The sequence below is a fragment of the Methanosphaera sp. ISO3-F5 genome (genome assembly GCF_034480035.2).
GTDB lineage: Archaea > Methanobacteriota > Methanobacteria > Methanobacteriales > Methanobacteriaceae > Methanosphaera.
In genome coordinates this window covers 355,340-377,635 of the sequence record NZ_CP118753.2, presented here as the reverse complement: position 1 = coordinate 377,635, position 22,296 = coordinate 355,340, and the positions used below count along the sequence as shown (strand labels likewise).

Annotated in this window: 21 protein-coding genes; 6 read left to right on the top strand and 15 right to left on the bottom strand. The window is 32.3% G+C overall.

What is annotated here, in order from left to right:
• Positions 1-306: 306 nt before the first annotated feature.
• The 6 genes from PXD04_RS13510 to PXD04_RS13485 all read right to left on the bottom strand — a co-directional run bounded on the left by PXD04_RS13510 (position 307) and on the right by PXD04_RS13485 (position 4,678).
• Positions 307-474, bottom strand: coding sequence for a hypothetical protein (locus PXD04_RS13510; RefSeq protein ID WP_323737389.1), 168 nt, complete (start codon positions 472-474; stop codon positions 307-309).
• Positions 452-1,135: a hypothetical protein gene (locus tag PXD04_RS13505; RefSeq protein ID WP_323737388.1), complete on the bottom strand. Its 684-nt coding sequence runs from the start codon at positions 1,133-1,135 to the stop codon at positions 452-454. The genes PXD04_RS13510 and PXD04_RS13505 overlap by 23 nt, the downstream gene beginning before the upstream one ends.
• 715 nt (positions 1,136-1,850) lie before the next feature.
• Complete coding sequence (gene porB / locus PXD04_RS13500) at positions 1,851-2,726, bottom strand: pyruvate synthase subunit PorB (protein ID WP_323737387.1); 876 nt, start codon at positions 2,724-2,726, stop codon at positions 1,851-1,853.
• A gap of 6 nt (positions 2,727-2,732) precedes the next feature.
• Positions 2,733-3,872: a pyruvate synthase subunit PorA gene (gene porA / locus PXD04_RS13495; protein WP_323737386.1), complete on the bottom strand. Its 1,140-nt coding sequence runs from the start codon at positions 3,870-3,872 to the stop codon at positions 2,733-2,735.
• Positions 3,872-4,114: a pyruvate synthase subunit PorD gene (gene porD, locus PXD04_RS13490; protein WP_323737385.1), complete on the bottom strand. Its 243-nt coding sequence runs from the start codon at positions 4,112-4,114 to the stop codon at positions 3,872-3,874. Before porD ends, porA begins: the two co-directional genes overlap by 1 nt.
• Positions 4,115-4,138: 24 nt before the next feature.
• Complete coding sequence (locus PXD04_RS13485) at positions 4,139-4,678, bottom strand: pyruvate ferredoxin oxidoreductase subunit gamma (RefSeq protein WP_323737384.1); 540 nt, start codon at positions 4,676-4,678, stop codon at positions 4,139-4,141.
• A gap of 402 nt (positions 4,679-5,080) precedes the next feature.
• Between PXD04_RS13485 and PXD04_RS13480 the strand changes: the two genes are divergently transcribed.
• The 3 genes from PXD04_RS13480 to PXD04_RS13470 are packed head-to-tail and all read left to right on the top strand — an operon-like array spanning position 5,081 to position 7,880.
• Entirely contained in the window at positions 5,081-6,673 is a 1,593-nt protein-coding gene (locus PXD04_RS13480; RefSeq protein ID WP_323737383.1) for a dihydropteroate synthase-like protein, read from the top strand.
• A gap of 36 nt (positions 6,674-6,709) precedes the next feature.
• Positions 6,710-7,675 (top strand): TIGR00269 family protein, encoded by a 966-nt coding sequence (locus tag PXD04_RS13475; protein ID WP_323737382.1) that lies wholly within the window; start codon positions 6,710-6,712, stop codon positions 7,673-7,675.
• 4 nt (positions 7,676-7,679) lie between these two features.
• Positions 7,680-7,880, top strand: coding sequence for a MoaD/ThiS family protein (locus tag PXD04_RS13470; RefSeq protein ID WP_323737381.1), 201 nt, complete (start codon positions 7,680-7,682; stop codon positions 7,878-7,880).
• A gap of 14 nt (positions 7,881-7,894) precedes the next feature.
• Here PXD04_RS13470 and mfnA read toward each other — a convergent pair whose 3' ends face one another.
• The 3 genes from mfnA to rplJ form a co-directional block, all read right to left on the bottom strand.
• Complete coding sequence (gene mfnA, locus PXD04_RS13465) at positions 7,895-9,061, bottom strand: tyrosine decarboxylase MfnA (protein WP_323737380.1); 1,167 nt, start codon at positions 9,059-9,061, stop codon at positions 7,895-7,897.
• 188 nt (positions 9,062-9,249) lie between these two features.
• A complete protein-coding gene (gene ppsA / locus PXD04_RS13460) occupies positions 9,250-11,556 on the bottom strand; it encodes a phosphoenolpyruvate synthase (RefSeq protein ID WP_323737379.1) in 2,307 nt (768 codons plus the stop codon).
• 163 nt (positions 11,557-11,719) lie between these two features.
• Entirely contained in the window at positions 11,720-12,205 is a 486-nt protein-coding gene (rplJ, locus tag PXD04_RS13455; protein ID WP_323737378.1) for a 50S ribosomal protein L16, read from the bottom strand.
• 232 nt (positions 12,206-12,437) lie between these two features.
• Between rplJ and PXD04_RS13450 the strand changes: the two genes are divergently transcribed.
• Positions 12,438-12,662 carry a KEOPS complex subunit Pcc1 gene (locus tag PXD04_RS13450; RefSeq protein WP_323737377.1) on the top strand — a complete coding sequence of 75 codons (225 nt, stop codon included), beginning with the start codon at positions 12,438-12,440 and terminating at the stop codon, positions 12,660-12,662.
• Positions 12,663-12,695: 33 nt separating this feature from the next.
• Here PXD04_RS13450 and PXD04_RS13445 read toward each other — a convergent pair whose 3' ends face one another.
• A complete protein-coding gene (locus PXD04_RS13445; RefSeq protein WP_323737376.1) occupies positions 12,696-13,457 on the bottom strand; it encodes a peptidylprolyl isomerase in 762 nt (253 codons plus the stop codon).
• Positions 13,448-14,563, bottom strand: a complete 1,116-nt coding sequence (locus PXD04_RS13440; RefSeq protein WP_323737375.1) for a nucleotidyltransferase family protein — start codon at positions 14,561-14,563, stop codon at positions 13,448-13,450. Before PXD04_RS13440 ends, PXD04_RS13445 begins: the two co-directional genes overlap by 10 nt.
• Before the next feature lie 111 nt (positions 14,564-14,674).
• Here PXD04_RS13440 and PXD04_RS13435 point away from each other — a divergent pair, with 111 nt between their 5' ends.
• Positions 14,675-15,964 carry a dihydroorotase family protein gene (locus tag PXD04_RS13435; protein WP_323737374.1) on the top strand — a complete coding sequence of 430 codons (1,290 nt, stop codon included), beginning with the start codon at positions 14,675-14,677 and terminating at the stop codon, positions 15,962-15,964.
• A gap of 406 nt (positions 15,965-16,370) precedes the next feature.
• Here the strand turns inward: PXD04_RS13435 and mcrA are convergent, their stop codons facing one another.
• From mcrA to mcrB, 4 genes are read right to left on the bottom strand one after another with little or no spacing between them, the layout of a single operon-like run.
• A complete protein-coding gene (mcrA, locus tag PXD04_RS13430) occupies positions 16,371-18,029 on the bottom strand; it encodes a coenzyme-B sulfoethylthiotransferase subunit alpha (RefSeq protein ID WP_323737373.1) in 1,659 nt (552 codons plus the stop codon).
• Entirely contained in the window at positions 18,029-18,826 is a 798-nt protein-coding gene (gene mcrG / locus PXD04_RS13425) for a coenzyme-B sulfoethylthiotransferase subunit gamma (RefSeq protein ID WP_323737372.1), read from the bottom strand. Before mcrG ends, mcrA begins: the two co-directional genes overlap by 1 nt.
• Before the next feature lie 6 nt (positions 18,827-18,832).
• On the bottom strand, positions 18,833-19,339 hold the full coding sequence (gene mcrD / locus PXD04_RS13420) for a methyl-coenzyme M reductase operon protein D (RefSeq protein WP_323737371.1): 507 nt from the start codon (positions 19,337-19,339) through the stop codon (positions 18,833-18,835).
• Between the two features lie 15 nt (positions 19,340-19,354).
• Positions 19,355-20,683: a coenzyme-B sulfoethylthiotransferase subunit beta gene (mcrB, locus tag PXD04_RS13415; protein WP_323737370.1), complete on the bottom strand. Its 1,329-nt coding sequence runs from the start codon at positions 20,681-20,683 to the stop codon at positions 19,355-19,357.
• Between the two features lie 604 nt (positions 20,684-21,287).
• Here mcrB and PXD04_RS13410 point away from each other — a divergent pair.
• Entirely contained in the window at positions 21,288-22,211 is a 924-nt protein-coding gene (locus PXD04_RS13410) for a hypothetical protein (RefSeq protein WP_323737369.1), read from the top strand.
• The last annotated feature ends 85 nt before the right edge of the window (positions 22,212-22,296 follow it).

Here is a 22,296-nt window from a genome sequence, read left to right as displayed (position 1 = left end):
MTCNNNTTYTTCTTTGTTTGTTTTGTAGGTTGGTAGTATGTCGTTGTCTAGGAAACTGCTTTTGCTTGTGTATGATTCTTCGGTAATAATTAGTTTGATGTCGTATTTTTGGCATTGTGTTTTTAGTTTGTTTATGAATTTTTTGAAAGCTATTTGTGTGAATATTAGRGTTTTGTTTTTTTCTCATATCTGTTTCGTATTGGAAGTTTTTGTTGTATCCGAGTATTATGGTTCCTATGTCTTGTTTTTTGCATGTATTCTATTATGAATTTGGTGGTGTGATCTAGGAAGTTGTTTTGTATTGCTTTAAATTTGGTGTTTATTTTTTGTATTCGTTTGGATGTTTTTAGTCCCTGTTTGTTTAGTATTGATTGATATTGTGCTGTTTTTTTGCATTTGAAGGCTATATTGATTTTTTAAAAATCGCCCGCCCACAATGTATGGGGTCCCTTCACTTGTAACAATACTTGCCATAATTATTAACACCCAAATCAATACCCATCATTTTACTTTCATCTAAATTTAGGGACTCTTTTTCCATTTGATATGTGAAATTGGCTTTAAACGTTTGTCCATTCTTTAGTGGTATAATTTCTACTTGTATAATCTTTTTGTCACGTATATTTTCCGGAATTCTAATACGTGGTCTGCAATCTTTGGATTTTAATTGTTTTTTATATTCTCTGCTTAAGGGTAATTCAATGTAACCCTGGGCTAATTTTTTCTTGGAAGAAGTTATTGCCTCCCGTGGTATTATGATATTATGTAAACGGTTATCTCTGGTTTTAGGTTTATTTAATGGTCGTTTATATTCATTATCGATGCTTTTATTTGTTAATGCAACATAAGAATTAAAAGATTCAACATGCTTTTTAATAACATTATTTGCTATATGAGCTTGAATAAGTGAATAATCTTTACTGAATTCGGTTCTAACTTTAGTGATTATTGATTTGAAATTCAACTGTTTAAAATGTTTATCATCAGCACATTTATCTAATTTAGTAGTTTTTATAGCACAATTTCTTAATTTATTCAATTTCAATGAAATATCCACTAAAACATTGAATTGTTTCTTAGAAAGACCTCTAATAAGAGTACTTTGAGTTAAAAATATACAATTTTCATCTATCATAATAATTAATACTGCTTATTTCACTCCATTAACTTTAAAACCGAAAATCAAGAAAAGAATTTCATAAATAACAATTCTATGACTTCGATAATATAAATTATAAAATAAAATGTATATAAGTTTAATCCAAGAGCAGCTGGTAAGTAATCAAGGGGGTCTTGGTAAGTAATATTTAACAATATTATATATACATAAGTAACAATCATACCAAAAAAAAGTTTCATCCACATAAAAAGTATTACAAAAACGAATTTATGCCACCAACACTCAAAGATAAAAAAAAAGTTATCGAAATGATTCTTAAATATTGTTATAGTATGGAATATACATTATAGCATTGTAATCAAAAGTTTCTTTTAAAGATTGAGTACCCTCCAAATTGCATATATGTTATACTCTAGTTTGTTAGTTTGCTCATACTTCTTGAAACTTTCATTCATAGTTCCTTTATGCCTAGTTGTGGAAAATACTATTTTTATAAGATATGTCATTGCAGCAGTATAAGGGTTATATGTAAACTCAGGTATAGAAATATTAATTAAATTTGAATTAATTAATAAAAGTCTAAATAAATAGTTTTACATTTATATGTGCAATTTTTATCTTATTTATTTAAATAAAAGTATTATATCTAAAAAAAAGTGAATATTATATTAAAAAAGAGTTTTATTTTAAAAAAAGGTAAGATGAAGTAGAGGAATAATTGTTATTATAATTATTCTGTTAATCCGAATTGTTTACTTTGTCCGTCAACAAATTTTTGGATTATTTCTATGTGTTCTTCATCTAAGTGTCTGAATCTTTTTTGTGCTTTGAGGTATTCTTCGACTGGTAGTTTTTGGCTTGGTTTTACTGTTACTTCTATTTGTCCGTTTACTGCTTCGTATAGTAGCCACATGTGTGTGTCTACTGCGAGTTTTCCGAGTTTTACTGTTTTGTCTGGTGAGTAACCCCATCCTGTTGCACATGGTTGTAGTACGTGGATGTATGCTGGTCCTGGTGTTTCTGCTGCTTTTTTGACTTTTGCCATTAGGTCTTGTGGGTGTGATATACATGCTGTTGCTACGTATGGTACTCCGTGTGCGACCATGATTGCTGCCATGTTTTTCTTGAATTTGTCTTCACCGAAGCTTTCTTTTCCTGCTGGGGATGTTGTTGTGCTTGCTCCGTACGGTGTTGAACTACTTCTTTGTATACCTGTGTTCATGTATGCTTCGTTATCGTAACATATGTAGATGATGTTTTGTCCTCTTTCCATTGCTCCTGATAATGATTGCATACCTATGTCTGTTGTTCCTCCATCTCCTCCGAATACTACTATGTTGGTGTCTTCTTTTCCTTGTGCTTTGAGTGCTCCTTCTACTCCGCTTGCTACTGCTGATGCGTTTTCGAATGCTACGTGGATCCATGGTATTTCCCATGCAGTTTCTGGATAAGGTGTTGTGATTACTTCTAGACATCCTGTTGCAGATACTGCTATGGTGTTTTCACCTAGTGCTTTGAGTGCTAGTCTTGCTGCTATTGTTGCTCCACATCCTGCACATGCACGGTGTCCTGGTGCTAGGTATTCTTTTTCGTCTACTCCTTTCATTTTAATCTACTCCCTTAATCCTATCCATTCTACATCTTTTGTAGGGTTTTCTGTTTTTGTTATGATTTCTTCTATGTCTTTTGGTGTGATGTCTCTTCCACCTAATCCAAGTACATAACCGTATGTTTCATTATCTACTGATGATTTTACATCTGTGTATAATGCTCCTCCTACTGAGAATGATATGTCTTTGTCTAGTACTGCTAGTTTTGCATCTTTTACTGCTTCTTTTAGTGCTTCTTTTGGGAATGGTCTGTATGATCTTACTCTTATTAGACCTATTTTTTTACCTGCTTCTCTTTGTTCGTCTATTACGTCTTTGATGGTTCCGCAGATTGATCCCATTGCTACTAGTATTATGTCTGCATCTTCGGATTTGTATTCTTCTATTAGTCCATAGTATCTTCCGAATTTGTCTCCGTATTCTTTTCCTACTTCTTCTATTAGTGCTTTTGAGTCGTTGATTGCTTGTTCTAGTTCGTATCGGATTTCTAGGTAGTGGTCTGGGTCTGCTAGTGTTCCTAGACTCATTGGGTCTTCTGTTCTGAGGTATGCGTTTACTGCTTCGAATGGTGGTAGGAATTCGTTTGCTTCTTCTTGTGTGATTAGTTCTACTGGGTCTACTGTGTGTGTGAGTATGAATCCGTCTACACATACCATTACTGGTACGCATATTTCTGGGTTTTCTGCTATTTTGTATGCTTGTAGTACTGTGTCGAATGCTTCTTGTCCTGTTTCACAGAATATTTGTATCCATCCTGAGTCTCTTTCTGAGATTGAGTCTTGTTGGTCGTTCCATATGTTGATTGGTGCTGATAGTGCACGGTTTGCGTTTGCCATTACTATTGGTAATCTCATACCTGCTGCTGCGAATACTGGTTCGTGCATGTATGCGAGTCCTTGGCTTGATGTTGCTGTGAATACTCTTACCCCTGCACCTGATGCTCCTATTGCTGCACTCATTGCACTGTGTTCTGATTCTACTCTAATGTATTGTGAATCTAGTTCTCCATCTGCAACGTAGTCTGCTAGTTTTTCGGATATTTTTGTTTGTGGTGTTATAGGATATACTGGTATTACTGCAGGTCTTGCAAGTTTAACTGCTTCAGATATTGCTTCTGCTGATGATATTACTTTTACTACCATTATTCCCTCTCCATTGTTATTGCTTTTACTGGACATTCTTCTGCACAGATTCCGCATCCTTTACAGTAATCGTAGTCTGGATTATATTCTAGGGATATGCATCCGTCTGGGCAGTATAAATAACAGATTCCGCATCCTATACATTTTTCTTTATCTGCAACTGGTTTGAATGTCCTCCAACTTCCAGTTTTGTTTCTCCTGGTGCTTCCAGGATCTCTTACAGCGGCTCCTATTGATTTCATATTTTTCACCATTTTTCTCCTTATTTATTCTACATTTTGTTCGTAGATATATTCTGTAGCTTTGAGGTTTGTTTCTGCTACTTTGCCTTTGAATGTTGATTTTATTGTAGTTAATAATGAATCAATAGATACTACTTGTGTTTTTGCTGATAAGTATCCTAACATTATAGTGTTTACTATGTTTCTTCCTATGTTGTCTAATGCTATTTGTGTTGCATCTACGGTGTATGTTTCAATATTTTGTTCTTCGAGTGATGGTATTACGTCTCTTGTTGTGTTTACTAATATTGCTCCATCTTTTTGTAAACCAGAAGTTAAGTCTACTACGTTTGCTAGTGTTTCATCTAGTACTACTACGTATTTTGGTTCGTATATTTGATATCTTCTTCTGATTGGTTCTTCACTTATTCTTGTGAATGCGGTTACTGGTGCTCCTCTCCTTTCAACACCAAAAGATGGGAAAGCTTGGGTGTATTTGTCTTCTTCAAATACTGCTTTTGCTAAAATTTCTGCAGCTGTTACAGCTCCTTGACCTCCCCTTCCGTGAAATCTTATTTCAATCATTGAGAAATTCCTCCAAATCATCTCATAATTATTTTTTTTTCGTGAATAATAATGGTGGATTAATATTTTATGTTGTTTTTTCAAATATCCACACTATAATTAATCATGATAAATAGTTATGTTTTTTATTATATTTAAAATTGTGGTTTGGTATTAAAATATGTTTAATTTTTTGAAAATTTAATAATCAATATCAAATCTAAGGAGAGTAAAATAAAAAATTGATAAAAAATTTACAAAAAAATGAAAAAAAAATAAAAACTATAACAATATAGATAAGAAAAAATAAATAATTTATAGAAAAGGGACATAAACATACATGATAAATCATTACAAATTAAGGAAAATAAAAAAAAAGATAAACAAAAAAAACAAGAAATAACAACAATAAAACAAAAAGAGGTGATAAAAATTAAAGTATTAATAATCACAGGACAACAAGCAGAAACACTAATAAGAAAAAACCTCAAAAACTATACAAAACACGAAATATACCTAAAAGTAATACCAATGCCCATAGCAGCATTCATCACACCAAAAATAATAATTTATCACCTTAAACAAAAAAACATACTAAACTCATTAAACAACAATAACACAACACCCATAGACAACATAGACATGATAATAACACCCGGACTAATAAGACAAGACACAACAGAAATAGAAAAACAACTGAAAATAAAAGCATACAAAGGACCAAGCAATGCCGCAGACCTGAAACTAACATTAGACATAATAGACAAAATAGAACTTTCAACAAACACCCCCGCAGATAAACTAATACGAGACCAACAATACCAGGAAGCAATAAAAACCATAAAAAACTATGAAAACCCAGAACACATAAAACAATTACTGGAAAAAAAAGGAAACATACAAATAAACACCTGCCCAGTAGGACCTGACTTTCCAATGAGAATACTCGGAGAAATAGCCAATGCCCCACAATTAACAGACAAACAACTACTAAACAAAGTACAATACTACCTGGACTCCGGAGCAGACATGATAGACATAGGCATGCACGCAGGAGAAAACAATCCCCAACAAGCACACCACATGATAAAACTAATAAAAGACAACTATGATACAACAGTAAGCATAGACACAATGAACACACAAGAAATAAAAGAAGGACTGAAAGCAGGAGCTGACATGGTACTTAGCCTAGATCATGGAAACTATGAAAAAGTAATCAACGACATCAAAGATTACGATGCAAAAGCCGTGATAATACCAACCAACTATAAAACAGGATACATACCAAAAACCGCAGAAGAAAAGGTTCAATCCCTAGAATCATTAGACAAAAAATGTCACAACATAACCACAATAGCAGACCTATTACTAGACCCGATAAACAGTCCATCATTAACCGAATCAATACAAGCATATAAAACATACAGGGAACAAAACCCATACAAAACAATGTTCCTAGGAATAGGAAATGTATCCGAACTATTAGATGCAGACAGTAACGGAGTTAATGCAGTATTAACTGGTATAGCAATGGAAATAAACATTAACATATTATTCACACCAGAAAGCAGTCCAAAAACAAGGGGAAGTATAAAAGAATTAAAAACCGCATCAGACATGATGTTCCTTTCAAAAATTAAAAACAACATACCCAAAAATTTGGGAATACATCTAATACAATACAAGGACCAGTATGCTAAAGACGATGTTAATATAGATACGAATGATATTCCAGAAATTAAAGCAGTAGCTGATGGAAAATTTATACCAGACACAAGGGGCAGTTTCAAGATAATAGTATCTGATGGATTAATAAAGGCCATACATTACAAAGATTATGTTAAACATTGCGTTATAACCGGGACAACTGCCAGAGCAATATATGAGGAAATATTACGAAGAAATATGATTAGTAGAATGGAACATTCAGCATATCTGGGCATGGAGCTTGAAAAAGCAGAAATTGCACTAAAATTAGATAAAACATATATTCAAGATTTTCCAATATTCTAATATATAAGAAATTTTAATAGGTAGGAGAAAAATAATTTGACACAAAATGTTTGTACTCAATGTGGATATGAACATGTAGTTATCCATAGAAAATATAATGGTCAACGATTATGCAGTTCATGTTTCCGAAAATCAATAGAAACAAAGGTTTTAAAAACTATAAAGAAACAAAAATTAATCACCAAAGGTGATAAGGTACTGGTTGGCTTATCCGGTGGTAAAGATAGTGTTGCTTTATTGAAGATTCTTAACATTCTTAAAGAAAAGAATATCATAGAATTAGAAGCCGTTACAATAGATGAAGGCATATCCGGTTATCGTGAAGAAGGTGTGAGGATAGCAAAGGATGTGGCAGAAAAATTAAATATTAAACATCATATCATATCATTTAAGGACAAATATAAGTTTACAATTGATAAGATTATGGAAGTTGAAGCAAAAGAGGAACATCCTCAGCATGCATGCACATATTGTGGAGTGTTCCGTAGACAAATATTTAATCAAACTGCCCGAGAAGTTAATGCAACAAAACTTGCAACTGGACATAACCTTGATGATGAAACACAAAGTATCCTGATGAACTATCTTGAAGGTAATGTTAACAATATGGTTCGTATAGGATATAAGACAGAATCACGTGATGAAAGATTTACTCAAAAGATTAAGCCATTACGAGAGATTCCAGAAAAAGAGATTGGCCTGTACGTTTTAGAAAGTGGATATGAAGTTCATTTTGATGGATGTCCATATGCACATGAATCATTCCGTATGGAAATTGGGGACTTTTTAAGAGAAGCTGCTCTTAAACATCCGACAATAATGTACTCTACATTAAATGGTTTTGAAAAAATTAAGCCTGCTATTAAAACTGATTATTTGAATAATTATAAAGGACAACCAAATAAAACTTGTACCCGTTGTGGAGAACCATCTTCACAGGACGTGTGTAAGTCTTGTAAATTTTTAGAAAAAATACATGAAAAACTAAAAACAGAGGAATAATAATATGAGCATAAAATTAATAAATAAAAGTGATGTTAAAGAAATAGAATTTACAGAAAATACAAGTATTGAAACAATTCTTAAAAATGAGAACATTCCTATTGAAACTGTAGTTATCAAACAAAATGGAGATACTGTAACTGAAGATGAGATTGTTAATGATAATGATGAAATAGAAATTATTAAAGTAATTTATGGTGGATAAACATAATATTACATTTATCTTCTTTTTAATATTTTATCCAAATCTTTTAAAAATTTATCAATGTGTTCCTTTTTTACATGTGGCATTAACACTAACCGGATTGCATATGGATATTCTGCTACTGAAACATGCCAATCCAGTTTAAGTAATTCTTGTTTTAATGAATCAACATCCATACAATCTGTTTTGAATGATATTAAATTCAGTTCGGGTTTACATATTACACTGATATTCTTCATTGATTGTAATTTCTTATAGGTGTATTGTGTTAAATTAATTGTGTTTTTAACTGTTTTTTTATAACCCTCTTTTCCATAATGGTTAAGTAAGGTCCAAGTGGCTGCTGTAGCTGCACCAGTTCGGGTGCCAACTATTGTTGTCTGTTTATCTTTAGTAAGATATGGTGTTTTAACTGAAAGTAAATCCAAATGTTCTTTATGCCTGAATATTATTCCACCAGCAGGTACAGGTGCAAGTCCCATTTTATGAGGATCTATCGTCATAGAAGATACACCCTGGCATTTAAAGTCAAAATTTAATTGAACACTATTTTCCTTATCTAAAAAGGGTAATATGAAGCCGCCAAGAGCAGCATCCACATGTAAATAAATATTATGTGAAGAAGCTATTCTGGAGATTTCCTCTATATCATCAACCATACCCAATTCAGTAGTACCTGCAATAGCAACAATAGCCATAGTATTCTCAGTAATCAAATCCTCTATTTTTGAAACATCCATCTTATAGTTATCATCCAAGGGAACATAAACCGGTTTCAAGGACAACATAGAAACTATCTTCTTAAAAGAAAAATGAGCACTTCTCGGCAAAATTACCTCAGGAATACCATCACGGCGTGATTCATACAAATACTTTGCTACACACATAGCCATAATATTAGCCTCAGTACCACCGGTAACTATATGCCCTGCAGGATTAGATAAATGCAATAATTCACCAAGAATAGAAATAACTTCCCGTTCCATAATAGCTGTTCCCTTAAATAAACCAGGATCTCCAAGATTTGTTTCGATAAACATTTTATAAGCTTTCATAGCAACAGGATCAGGTTTAGTACACATAGAACCTAATATTCTACCTGATTCATAATGTAAATCCATATCATAAAATTCGGATAATTTTTTAAAAATTTCATCTTCTGTTAAACCATGTTCTAACATTACATCACTAAACCTAATAGAATTATAATACAACAATCATAAGATACTAAAAAAAAGGGAGTATCTCTTAAAACTAATAACTATACTGTAAATACAATATTATTTTTATAATACAATATTTGTTATTTAAAATTAAAATATCTTAAGAAAAAATCATTAAAGGTAAAGGGTGGTGAAGAGTGTTAAATTTATTCATTTTTTAAAACTTTTCTAGCTGCATCAAGCATAATTCTCTTTTCTACTTTAGCAACTAATTTTCTTATTGTTGGAACTGCATCAGTATTTGCTGAAATACTGCTTATTCCAGCTTCAACCAATTTTTCAACAATTTCTGGTTTACTACCTGCTTGTCCACAGATACTTGTAGTTACTCCTGCTTCATTACATTTTTCAATTACATGCATGATTAATTTTAGTACAGCAGGATGTGCTTCTGTGTAATGTTTTGCAACTAACTCATTATTTCTGTCTAATGCAAGAGTATATTGTGTTAAATCATTTGTTCCAAAACTTACAAAGTCAAGGCCTTCTGCGATGAAATCTTCTATGATAAGTGCTGATGCTGGAGTTTCAACCATCATACCAAAGTCTACATCAACATGTGGTATTAAACCTACTGATTTAGCTATTTCTTTAGCATCATGAAGTTCGGAAGGTTTATGTAATAATGGTAACATTACACCAATATTTGTGTATCCTTGGTCATGTAGTTTTTTAATAGCTTTGAATTCTGCTCTGAGAATGTCTGGTTGATCTAATTCTCTTTTTATTCCTCTCCAACCTAGCATTGGGTTTGCTTCGTCAGGTTCGTTTTCTCCACCTTCTAAAGTTTTAAATTCATCGGTAGGTGCATCGAGTGTTCTGTACCAAACTGTTTTTGGATAGAATACGTCAACTACTTTGAGTATGTTATCAACTAATACTTGTACTAGTTCATCTTCTCGGCCTTCATCAATAAATTTGTATGGTACTATTCCTGTTGCAAGCATCATATGCTCTGTTCTGAGTAATCCTACACCGTCTGCTCCTGTTGCGTAAGCTTTTTGTGCTGCTTCAGCCATACTTACATTTACTTTAACATCAGTAACAGTTATTAATGGTGCTGCAGAGGTTGTGGCTTGTGATTCTTCATTTGAAGCATCGTCTTTGTTTCCTCCAAATGCTCCTTCGAATACTATACCTTTTTTACCATCTATTGTTACTTGGGTATTTTCTTCGAGGATTGTTGTTGCTTCACCTGTTCCTGCTACACATGGTATTCCTAATTCTCTGGAAATGATTGCTGCGTGACAGGTTACTCCACCTTCATCAGTTACTATACCGTTTGCTCTTTTCATTGCTGGAACCATGTCAGGAGTTGTCATAGTAGTGACTAGAATGTCTCCATCGAGGATTTTATCGAGTTCATCTAGTTTTTTGATGATTTTAACTGTACCTGATACTAATCCAGGACTTGCTCCTAATCCTCTGGTTAATATAACTCTTTCTTCTTCATCATCTAATGATTCATTGTTTTTGTCTTCATCGATGTTGTCTAGAGTTGTGATTGGTCTTGCTTGAAGCATGAATACTTTATCGTTTTCTATACCCCATTCAGTGTCCATAGGTGCACCGTAATGTTTTTGTATTCTTCTTCCAAGTTGGGTTAGTTGTTCTAAATCTCCATCAGTTAGTACACGTTCATCTTTTTTGTCTTCTGGAACTTCTATTTGTACTGTTGCACCGGTTTCTGGGTCTTTGGTAAACATTGTTTTTTTGGTGTTTATTCTGTATGATTTGATTTCATCATTTGCTTTATCATACCTGCATGTATCAGGTGTTACTGTACCGGATACTACACCTTCTCCTAGTCCCCATGCACCTTCTATGAGCATTTCTTCTTCCCCGGTTGATGGGTCTACTGTGAACATTACTCCAGCTTTTTCAGAGTTAACCATTTGTTGAACTACTACTGCTATTAATACTTTTGAATGATCAAAGTCATTTTCAGCTCTGTAGAATATTGCTCTAGCTTCGAATAATGAAGCCCAACACATTCTTACATTTATTAATACATCATCTATTCCGCTGATGTTTAGGTAAGTGTCTTGTTGACCTGCGAATGATGCGTCAGGTAGGTCTTCTGCTGTTGCAGATGATCTTATTGCTACTACTACATCATCTTTTTCTACATCTAAACATAGTTTGTTATATGATTCTATGATAGCATTTTGGATATCATCAGGAATTGGTGTGGTAACTATTAGATCTTTTATGTCTTCTGCTACTTTTTGTAATTCACTTGTGTTATTGATATCTAGACTTGCTAGCATTGCATTTATTTGGTCTACAATTCCAGTTTCTGTGATGAATTTTTGATATGTTCCTGCTGTGATAACAAAACCTGGTGGTACTGGAATTCCTGCATTTGTTAATTCTCCAAGGTTAGCTCCTTTACCTCCAGCTACAGGAATATCATCCTTTGAAAGCTGTTTAAAAAACTCAACATAGTTCATTTGTAACACTCTTCTTTATAATTTTATTCCATTATTAATGATTTATATAACAATTTTAAAGGATTATTAATCAATTATGTTAAATAATTGATGTTTATATAAATTCGACTATTTATTCTATTATTAAATCCTTTCATTCTAGTTATGTGATTTTTTGGTTTTTTTAGAATTGAACAAGGTCATGTCCTTTGTCAACTACTAATTTACAGGATACTGGTAATTTCATTGCAGCTCTGTAAAGTGCTGTTTTTGCACTTTCGAAGTCTTTCACATTTACGTATGCTGTGATAACTTTTTGGTTTTTGCGTACTAATGCTTCTGAACTTACTGCTTTACCGAATGCTCCTCTCATTCCACTTTGTACCCTATCTGCACCTGCTCCGGTTGCCATTGGGTTTTCTCTTACTATGTGGTGTGGGTATACTCTGATTTTTAATCTGTATCCTAGTTTACCTGTGGTTCTTTGTAAGTATCTGTTAGATGCAACCCTTGCTGCTTCTAATGAGTTGTGTGATAAATGAGTGTGATCTTTTACTGCTAATGAGATTTCTAGTGGGAAATCTTCTGATAAGTTACCCATATCATATTGTACAATTTTTGATGCTGGGATTTTTCTAATATAATCTTTTCTTGTGTATGGTCTTACCATTCTGTTGTCCTCCGTTTATATATTCTTTTTTTCATCATATTTTATGTGAAAATTTTTTTTAATAATACAATAAATAGTATTCTATTAAAAATATCGATTATTTATATTAATCGAATATACTAGTTTATGATTTGTTAAAGATATTATATATAAATTCTGTTAATAATTTTTAGGAACAATATTCATAATAAGGTGTATGAAATTATTAGTATTGAAAAACAAAGTTGTAATTATGAAAATTAAAACTAAATTAACTTTTAATTACATTAACAGAAAATATGCAGAAATTGCTTATCAATCATTATATCCTGATAATGAAGGTTTTGTTGAATCATATGTTGATGATAAAAAATTAGTTTGTATTATTGAGAATGAGAATATTTCCACTGTTTTAAATACTGTTGATGATTTAATTCAGTGCGAAAAAATGATTGAAATGACTTCAGAAATTATATAAAAAAGATAGTTTTAGGGATAATACCTAAAAATCTTATTCTTCATCTTCAGGTAAAACTTCAGGAATTTCTTCTTCTTCAGTTTCTTCTGGAGTGTTATCTTCGAATTCGTCTATGAATTGAACTTTTTCTATTTCTTCAATGTTTTCATAGATTTCTCTTGCTACTCTGAATTTTGAGAGTGTTACTTCTTGTGCTGATCTTTGGTCGAATCCTGCAATTAATCCTAAGTTGATTTTTGCAATATCGTCTTCAAATTCGATTTTTGCTTCATCTAAGTTTAAGCTAGGGTTTCCGTAGTATACTTCTATTAATCCTTTAATTTTTTCTTCGTTGTCTTCGATTTCTTCAACTATTTCTAATTCGTATACTATGTCTTTTCCTGCTAGTTCATGGTTGAAGTCTACTCTTACTCTTCCACCATCTACTGTTCTTACTATTCCAGGGTTTCCTTCTAATGATAAAGGCATTCCTACAAATGGTTTGATGTTTTGTTTTTTGAATTCTTTCATTGGTATTAGTTGTATTTTACTTGGATCTCTTTTACCGAATGCATCTTCTGCTGCAATTTCGACTGTTTGTTTGTCTCCTACATCTAATTTTTGGATTTCTTCATGTAATTTTGGTAAGAGTTGACTTGATCCTACAGCTAAAACCATTGGATGGTAATCTTTATCTGGATTTGCTATTCCTGCTTCTTCTGCAACTTCTTGGTATGTTGTGTCGAATACGTCTCCAGTTTCTTTTACTTTACCTGTGTAATTTAATCTTATGAAAGCTTTATCATTTATTGCCATATTTTTCCATTATCTCCTTGTAAATTATTTTTTAAGTTTTGTTCAAATTTTTTTAGAACTTCTTTATTTTTATATCCTAATACTCTGATTTTTTGTGGATAACTATTTATATATTTATGTACTTCATCCTTAAAAATACCTACTTCTAATACACTTAATATTCTTTGTTTTCTATGTGTACTGAATCCTTGTGTGATGTTTTGTGTTACTTCTTTTATTGTGTTAAATGGCCTGTTTTTGAGTATATTGTCCACTGTTTGTGAATCTATTAGATTTAGGTTATTTAAGTCTTTTTCAGAGAAATTGTTGACGTTATTTAGTAATTGATTAGTTGCTCTTGTATCATGTAATGGTGCGTGGTCATCAGAGATTTCTTTTTTTAGCATGTTTATTGTTTCTTGAGGTAACATGTCATCTAATTCGTCGACTTGTCCGTTTGATACTAATTGTCTAATTTTGGTTCCGCTTACATTTTCTAGTCTTGGTACAAAAATAAATTTGTTCTTAAAATTAAAGTTTATCTTAGTTAAAGATTTGGATAAAGAAACAATAACATAATCATCATTGCTTAATTTACCTTCAAGAAGCACCTTTTTATCTTCCATTGAAACAATTTTGTATGGTTTTGGTGCAACACCTTTACCATTATTTATGTAGTCCAGTATTATTTTAAATTCAGGATCTTGACTAATATATCCCCTAGGAATATAATCTGCATTCAAATATTTAAACATCAAAGACAAACAAAGAGAATATTGACCAGAACCCATAATACCCATAGGAGGACCCTCCACCGCAATATCAGCCCCCAACTTAATAGCCAACTCAGCACGCTTATGACGAGTCATAATATAAGGCAAACCCCTACCATTACGTTCAAACAAGCCAGGAATAACAGCAACAAACAAAGCATCAGGATGTAACCTTTTAGCCTCACGCATACAAAATAAATGACCATTATGTAACGGAGAATACTCAGTAAAATCCGCAATAACAGGAGTTATATTCTCCGTACCAACCAACTTAAATGAAGGAGAAAGACAATCCTCCCTAAATTGTTTTTTATCTCTAACAATAATATCCTCAACAAATTTTTCCATTTGCATAAAAAATCAACCTAACAAAAATTTTAAAGATATATAACAATTTGTAACATATATTATTAATAAGTAAAGAACAAATAAGGAAACCCAAAAAAAATAAATGAGGACATAAAAATGTCAAATATAATATTAAAAAACTGTAAAACAATAGACAACAAAATTATAAACCTCATAATAGAAGATGGAAAAATAAAAAAAATAACAAAACAACTACTAAGCTCAGATAAAACAACAGACAAAATAATAAACATAAAAGAAAACATCATCATCCCAGGACTAATTGACACACACGTACACCTAAGAGATCCAGGACTAACACATAAAGAAAACTGGACAACAGGAAGCCAAGCAGCAGCACATGGAGGATACACAACAATAATAGACATGCCAAATACCAGTCCATTAACCAACACACTAAAAAACTTTAAAGAAAAAAAAGAAATAGCCAAAAATAAATCATATGTAGACTACGCATTACATGCAGGAGTAAAAACACAAAAAGATGTTAATGAAATTCTAGAAGAAAAACCCGCATCATACAAAATATTCATGGACCTACACAATAACAATGAATTATTCGAAATGTTCAAATACGTATCAAAAACAGGTAAACCCTTAAGCTTACACTGTGAAGACAAAACATTAGTCGATTACAACATTAAAACATTAAGCAGCAATCCAGAAAATGATAAAAAAACCATAACATACAGTTATGCAAGAAGTGCACTAGCAGAACTAATAGCAGTAAACAGAGCAATAGAATATGCCAAACAATTAAACTTACAACTACATTTATGTCATATCAGTACTAGACAAACACTAGAACTGATAAGAGAAGCAAGAACAAAAATAAATATAAGCATAGAAGCTACACCACACCACATATTCCTAGACAACAGCACATATGAAACATATGGAATAAAAGCAAAAACAAATCCGCCACTAAGAGATGAAAATTATAACATTAACATAGAACACATGAAAGAATTTGATTCAATAGGAACAGATCATGCACCACACACACTAGAAGAAAAACTGAAGAACACATGGAATAGTGCAGCCGGAATACCAGGACTAGAAAACACACTACCATTATTATTAACAGAAGTAAACAATAACAATATTACATTACAGGAAGTAGTACGATTAATGAGCACTAATCCGGCAAAAATATTTAAAATCCCAAATAAAGGCGAGATAAAAGTAGGATATGACGCTGATATAACAGTAATAGATATGAAACTTGAAGGAAAAATAGATACTGAAACATTTTATACGAAAGGTAAATACACACCATTCGAAGAAAGAGAGTATACTGGTAAGAACATAATGACTATAAATAGGGGAAATATTATTTGCGAAAATGATGAAGTTATAAAATGTGAAAATAAGTATGTGTATTAAAAATTTCTAAACTCCACTCTTTTTTTATTAATTAAAAAGTTACATTTAATTTTTATAGAATAATTATTCCACAATATTGTAGAGTTATAATTAGTGGAAATTTAATTAAAATAATTGATGTTAAAAAAAATAGTTGTTCTAAAGAGAATAACATAAAGGTAATAGTTTCCGATGTATGAACTATAATCCCTTAATTCCCAGTAAAAGTATAATAATAGTTTGAATTATCGGAAAATGCAGACCGTACCTCGTCTACGAATGTAATACGGGTCGTACCTTGCGATTCCAATATACTAACTATTATTGAATATATTTCAATACTTAAAGTTTACTCGGAAACTTCACTATTATATATATTCCTTGTTATATATAAATGATACCTTTATATTCGTAAATTATTACCCGCTTATAATGCAGGGTTAATTAAGTCACGTTCTCCGCTAGGCATGAATTCTCTAATTGCACCTTTTGCGATACATGCTCTTGGGTTAGCCCAATCGAATGTTAAGTTGTTGTCTGCAAATGCAACTTTGATTAATGGGTTAAGTGCAAATGCGTCTCCTCTTGCTGCGTGAGGTGCTTGAGCAATACCTGCATATTCAGGTTGGTGACCTACGTTCATTGCATAGTTAGGGTAGTTAGGACCTCTTAATTCGTGGATGAGACCTTCGTCACTTCTTATGGATAAGGAGTTGGATGATCCACATTGATCTTGTAAGTCGTAACCGTAGAATCCTAATCTGCTGTGTCCTTCTTTGTGTAATAATTGACTTAAGTACCATCCGTTTACACCTGCGTTGGAGTTAGCAGTTGCGAATGCTACTGAACAACCTGCACCTGCTGCAGCTACACATGCTCTTTGTGATCCACCGAAGTGGTCTTCGAGTGCTGCTGGGGTTTCGTATTGTTCTAATGCGTAAAGGGTTACTTCACTTGCAATGTCTCTTACTACTTCTGTTGAAGCTTCAGCTTGACATAATCCACCATAGTTTTTCTCTACATAGTCTTTACCGTAGTATACGAAGTCGTCTAAGATTTCGTCAGTGTATGCTGCTGTAGCATATTGTGTGAATCCTACACCACCAGACATGTATGAACCTAACCATACTTGGTCGTATAATGGGGATGCTGCACCGATTACTTCTAATGATATTTTTGCAGGGTCATCTGATACTCTGCTGGTTTGTACCATATCAGAGATTGCACCGAAGGTTACTCCTCCAGGTTCGTTAGGACCTCTTGCTCTTCTTGCTGGCATTGCACTAGCCATAGAGATTACGTCTGCGTGTTTTGCTGCGTATGAGAAATCTGCAATTGCTGCTTCTCCTGCACATAATTTGTATGCTGAGATGAAACTCATACCGATTTGCATAGCAGACCATCTTGAGGTGGTACCACCGTCACAAGCACGTACTACTAATGTAGGTACTCTTGATACTTGGTATGTTTTTTTACCTATGTATTTTTTGAGTTGTTCTGCTTGTTCTTCAGGGAATTCTTTGTTGATGTCGATTACGAATCTTGAATCTAATTGATCTACTAATTCGTCGTCACCTGAGAATACTTTTGCGTAGGAATCTACTACTAATCCTGGGTCTACTTCTACCATGTGTTCTTGTACTACTGCTCCTCCAGGGAGTGCGTGGTTGATTGTTTCTAAGTACTCGTTGATTGTTTCAGGAGTTACTTCTACACCTAACCTTTGTTCAAGTACACCGTGAGCTGTATCCATACCTACGATAATTGTTCTTTTTATATCGTCTACTAATTGTTGGATAGCTGAGTTGTTACAGAAGTGAAGGTCGTCCCCTTCTACGTATGTGTCTGTTCCAGATACTTGGTATGCCATTAATTTTCTTTGTCCGAGAGGTACACCTATGTCTGGGTTGTAGAATGGTAATCCTCCACGAGCTTCCATAGCTTTTTCTGCTTGTTCATTAAATTCTCTTTTTCTTGCGGATTGTTCCCATCCACCATAGCAGTAATATTTAGTGTTTTGTTCTTCAGGGTCTTCATCAAATTTTTCTTGTAAAGCCTTTAAGAATAATTTTTTCTCATCTACCATTAGTTACCACCTAATTTACTTTGTAAATCGTCGTTGAATACTTCTAAACCATATCCACCAGCAGTTCTTGCAAAGTGTACTTCTTCTACTACTTTAATAACTTCTGGGTCGTCTCTTAAACTTACGTTATCATATCTGTAAATAGTTGTGATTTCTTTAAGTTTGTCTTCTGGTAATGGTTCTCCTACTGATATAGGTTCGTCGAGTTCTACACCTACTTGGTTTTTTACGTATTTAACTACTCCTTCATCTTCATCATATACGTATCTTTGTAATGCGTCGAACATTAAACCGTTTTCATCGAGTCTTAATGAGTGACCGTGTACTGTTGCTCCTCTTAATCCAGTTTTTGCTGGGTCGAAGAATTCGGATTCCATTAATAATTTGGAAGTTTCTTCTAAGTCGGATTCTCTCATTTCTACTACTTGTCTTCCTGAGAGTGTACCTGTGTCTACTCCTCTGAATCTTCTCATGTATGATCTTGCTCTGTCGTATGGTTGAGCTGGTGCGTTATACATTGAGTCTGCGAATTGTACGTATCTTATACGAATTCCTTTTTTTGCTCCGTCGATTGGTTCTACGAAGTCTTTCATATCATCTGCTTCAAAGTCCATTTCATCGAGAGGTGGGTGTACTGTTTTGTAACCTTCCCCTGGGTTTCTGTGACTTAAAAGTTTTACTATATCGTCATCTGCAATACTTCTTAGTATTTCGAGTTCATAATCTGGGTTTAAGTGTTTTCTACGGTTTTCCGCAATTTTACTTTCCCCAGGATAAAATTGTACGTCATATGCCATTTACAATCACCTGATATATCTAACAGTTTCTGATGATTTTGCGTTTGGATCTACTAATCCTATTAGTCTTGAATCTATTTTGTCTTCAAATCCTTCACCGTATTTCATGTAATCTGAAACGGAAGTTTGAGTTTTATTAAATATTCCAACTTTAATATCATAACCAAAGTTTAGAGTATTATCCAAAATTTCATCAGCCTTTTCTACAAAATCTTCAAGATTGTCTAATTGGACTGTTAAAATTATTTCACCAACAGAAACACGTAGTGGAACGTCGTTACCTTTTACGTTGATAGTTTTTCTATCTGTATGGTTAACTGGCAATCCCTTTGCTGGGCCAAAGTTAACTATTGTAGGTAATGATTCACCATTAAGTAATACTCTTAAAACTCCTTCTAACTGTAATATTTGGTTTAATATTTTTTCAGTTGTTGTTGGTTTTAATATCCTATATGGGAAAATTTTCACATCAGTTGCTTTAATGATATTTTGTTCTTCTACTTCTGCTGACATTATTTAACATCCTACTTAGATTTTATCTTTTATTTGACTTGCTCCTTCAGCAACATATTTTACTGGTTCTCTTAAATTGTCTACACTACCATATACTTCTCCAACTAAAGCAGATGTTGCTTCTACAGAGAACATTTGTGTACCTGAATCTAAGGACATTGCTGCTGTATCACATGGAATTGCGTATCCTTTACTGTGTCTTGTTACTACGTGGTTACCGTTGAAGATACCTGGTCCTCCTCCACCGTATATACCGTGTGAGAAGAAACTCATACCTACACCTACACCCATTACTCTACCAAAGTCTACACCAGGTAAACCTGCTTCGTATTCGAGAATATCGTTGAAGTATAGGATGGATGATGCGATACCTTGTGCTGCTCTTGCTGCACCTACGTTTACAATAACGGAAGCTACGAGACCTGCTGCTGCATATGCGTTCCATAATGCCCAGTCAACTGGTTCATATAATTTGTATCCGGAAGGTAATGTTTCTTTTACTTTGATTACTCCATCGTCTAATGCTCTTGATAATAATGCTACTACTACATCTCCAAGAGTTCCTTTACCATTTTCTTTAACTAAATCGTAAACTAAGTTGTTTGCGTTTAATCCTTGGAATGCTAAACCTAATAAGTGGCTTCTTTCGAATGCACCTATTGCGTCACCCATTTCGAATGTTGCGGTTTGTTCAAGGATGGATGATAAAGCTACTGCGTTAAGAGTGTTTTTCTTAGTGATTGCTACTACGTGGTTAGCACCAATGTTTCTTAGGCTGTATCCTAAACCTTCAAGGTGAGTTGTTTGACCTAAAAGTGTTGTGATTGCTCCGCCTAATTTTACGTTATGTGGGTATCCACCCATAGCAGCTGTTTTAATTTCTGATGCTTGATATTTGTTAATATCAAATGTATCGAGAATAGCTTGGATTAAAGCTGAACCTGTTGCTAATGGTGCTACTGAATAGTCACCAGAAACAGCTAATCTTTCTGATGGTACTTGTACTAATACTTGTTTTCCACCATTTAATAATTCAAGGTTGAAGTCATCATCAGCGTCAACTTTTAACATTTTTGACATTTTGTCTGCAATTGCATCTGCATTTCCTACGATATCTAATTCTAATTCCCTACCAGGAATAAAGTTTGCTTTTCCACCGTAAGCACCGTTTGCTAATGATTTTTCTATTCCTGCAAGGTTTACAGCAACAGAACGCTTAATTTCTTGTATAATATTTTTAATTGTAGGGTTTACTACTGGACTAATTGCTTCTAGAGGTACTTGTTCTTCTAAAAGTTTTCCATCTACCCCATATAAATCTATTTTGTCTTCATATGTTGGCATTTATATGTACACCTCTTAAAAAGTATATTCATTAAGAAATGAAATTATCATATTCATTCCGGGTTATAATTTTTCTTATTTTCCTTTTCACATTACTTAATATTGTAAATTATTCAACAAATATTTAGTTGGTAAAAATATTGATGAACCAGTACTGAGTAATACGTGTTTTTTATGCATACGCATAGTGAAAAAGATTAGTAATAAACTTCAATAAGAAAAAATATGTCCCTCCAACTATCTAAAAATACATTTCCATAATTGTGTTCAAATATTTATACAAAAAAACACTCCAAAGGAGTAATTTAACCGTTTATAGTACGTTTATTAGAGTAATACAAATATAAACATTACTTTGAATATTTTGTATACTAGTTTTCTATTTGTAATAAATATTCTTACATTTGAAATATATAATGAAATAAACATATAAATGTTTTCAAATTTTAATTAAAAAAAATAAAGTAATTATAGAAAAAATAGAGTATTAAATTTTATAATAATTATTAAAAATATTTAGTTTATCCTAAAAATTATGGTATTCTTAGTTTGAAAAAAAATAATTAAGAATTAATAGTAGATTAATAAAATTGTGGAGAAAAAAATGATAAAAAATATTCTGAAAAATATTGATAATAACAAAACTAATCTTGAAGATATTAGATTCATATTAGAAGAAAAAAATGAAGATAATATGAAATTAATTATTAATCACATACAAGAAAATCTAAATGATTCCAGAATAAGATATGAATGCAATATTTATTATCCTAGTATTTATAAGATTGAGGATAATTGTCCAACGTGTGGTTATAGGACACCAATTTCAAGACAGAAGTATACGGAAGAATTTATTGTTAAAAATATTGAATATAAATTAAATGGGTTATCTGATTATGATTTCAGTGGAATTAATTGTTATAATAAAGATATTACTGGATTAAGGGAGTTATTTATAATTTTAAATTATTTGGAACATTTAAGTTTAAATATTAATGTTGCTTTATCAAATTATGATAATTTAAAATATTTGAAAAAATATGAGTTGAATTCAATAATTTACAATCCACTCGATTTTTCATATAAAGATAATAATGATAATAATGATAATTTTAATAGCAAGTATGAAGAACAAGTAATCAGATACATTAAAGAAAATATGAGTATTAAGGTTACATATGTATTAACTTTAAAATATAATGAGAGTCATCATGATATCTTCAACATAATTGAAAGAATAAGAAAATTAAATATTGATTATATAGAAATAAGAGGTTTTGATCCATTTATTGATTCACCTGAAGAATATAACCCCCAGTATTCAAAAGAATTTATATTAAAAATAATTATTTTATTGAGATTATATTTACCAGATGTTGAATTAAAAATACAATATGCAACAAATGAGAACAACTATTTAGAAGATTATATCAAACTTGGTATAAATACGATTACTGGAATTTATACAAAGAATATGGGCAAAAAATTAGAAAATATTGATAAAATACAGGAATTAGAAAAAAAGTAATACTTTTTAATAAAAAAGTATTTATCCTACCACATACATAATAATAATTGTAGAAGGTAATAAAAAAATTAAAAAAAGTATGATA

What these genes read in the sequence shown, in the direction of transcription:
- PXD04_RS13510 (WP_323737389.1), bottom strand. Translation starts at nt 474, where the DNA reads ATGGCAAGTATTGTTACAAGTGAAGGGACCCCATACATTGTGGGCGGG.
- PXD04_RS13505 (WP_323737388.1), bottom strand. Translation starts at nt 1,135, where the DNA reads ATGATAGATGAAAATTGTATATTTTTAACTCAAAGTACTCTTATTAGA.
- porB (WP_323737387.1), bottom strand. Translation starts at nt 2,726, where the DNA reads ATGAAAGGAGTAGACGAAAAAGAATACCTAGCACCAGGACACCGTGCA.
- porA (WP_323737386.1), bottom strand. Translation starts at nt 3,872, where the DNA reads ATGGTAGTAAAAGTAATATCATCAGCAGAAGCAATATCTGAAGCAGTT.
- porD (WP_323737385.1), bottom strand. Translation starts at nt 4,114, where the DNA reads ATGAAATCAATAGGAGCCGCTGTAAGAGATCCTGGAAGCACCAGGAGA.
- PXD04_RS13485 (WP_323737384.1), bottom strand. Translation starts at nt 4,678, where the DNA reads ATGATTGAAATAAGATTTCACGGAAGGGGAGGTCAAGGAGCTGTAACA.
- PXD04_RS13470 (WP_323737381.1), top strand. Translation starts at nt 7,680, where the DNA reads ATGAGCATAAAATTAATAAATAAAAGTGATGTTAAAGAAATAGAATTT.
- mfnA (WP_323737380.1), bottom strand. Translation starts at nt 9,061, where the DNA reads ATGTTAGAACATGGTTTAACAGAAGATGAAATTTTTAAAAAATTATCC.
- ppsA (WP_323737379.1), bottom strand. Translation starts at nt 11,556, where the DNA reads ATGAACTATGTTGAGTTTTTTAAACAGCTTTCAAAGGATGATATTCCT.
- rplJ (WP_323737378.1), bottom strand. Translation starts at nt 12,205, where the DNA reads ATGGTAAGACCATACACAAGAAAAGATTATATTAGAAAAATCCCAGCA.
- PXD04_RS13450 (WP_323737377.1), top strand. Translation starts at nt 12,438, where the DNA reads ATGAAAATTAAAACTAAATTAACTTTTAATTACATTAACAGAAAATAT.
- PXD04_RS13445 (WP_323737376.1), bottom strand. Translation starts at nt 13,457, where the DNA reads ATGGCAATAAATGATAAAGCTTTCATAAGATTAAATTACACAGGTAAA.
- PXD04_RS13440 (WP_323737375.1), bottom strand. Translation starts at nt 14,563, where the DNA reads ATGCAAATGGAAAAATTTGTTGAGGATATTATTGTTAGAGATAAAAAA.
- PXD04_RS13435 (WP_323737374.1), top strand. Translation starts at nt 14,675, where the DNA reads ATGTCAAATATAATATTAAAAAACTGTAAAACAATAGACAACAAAATT.
- mcrA (WP_323737373.1), bottom strand. Translation starts at nt 18,029, where the DNA reads ATGGTAGATGAGAAAAAATTATTCTTAAAGGCTTTACAAGAAAAATTT.
- mcrG (WP_323737372.1), bottom strand. Translation starts at nt 18,826, where the DNA reads ATGGCATATGACGTACAATTTTATCCTGGGGAAAGTAAAATTGCGGAA.
- mcrD (WP_323737371.1), bottom strand. Translation starts at nt 19,339, where the DNA reads ATGTCAGCAGAAGTAGAAGAACAAAATATCATTAAAGCAACTGATGTG.
- mcrB (WP_323737370.1), bottom strand. Translation starts at nt 20,683, where the DNA reads ATGCCAACATATGAAGACAAAATAGATTTATATGGGGTAGATGGAAAA.
- PXD04_RS13410 (WP_323737369.1), top strand. Translation starts at nt 21,288, where the DNA reads ATGATAAAAAATATTCTGAAAAATATTGATAATAACAAAACTAATCTT.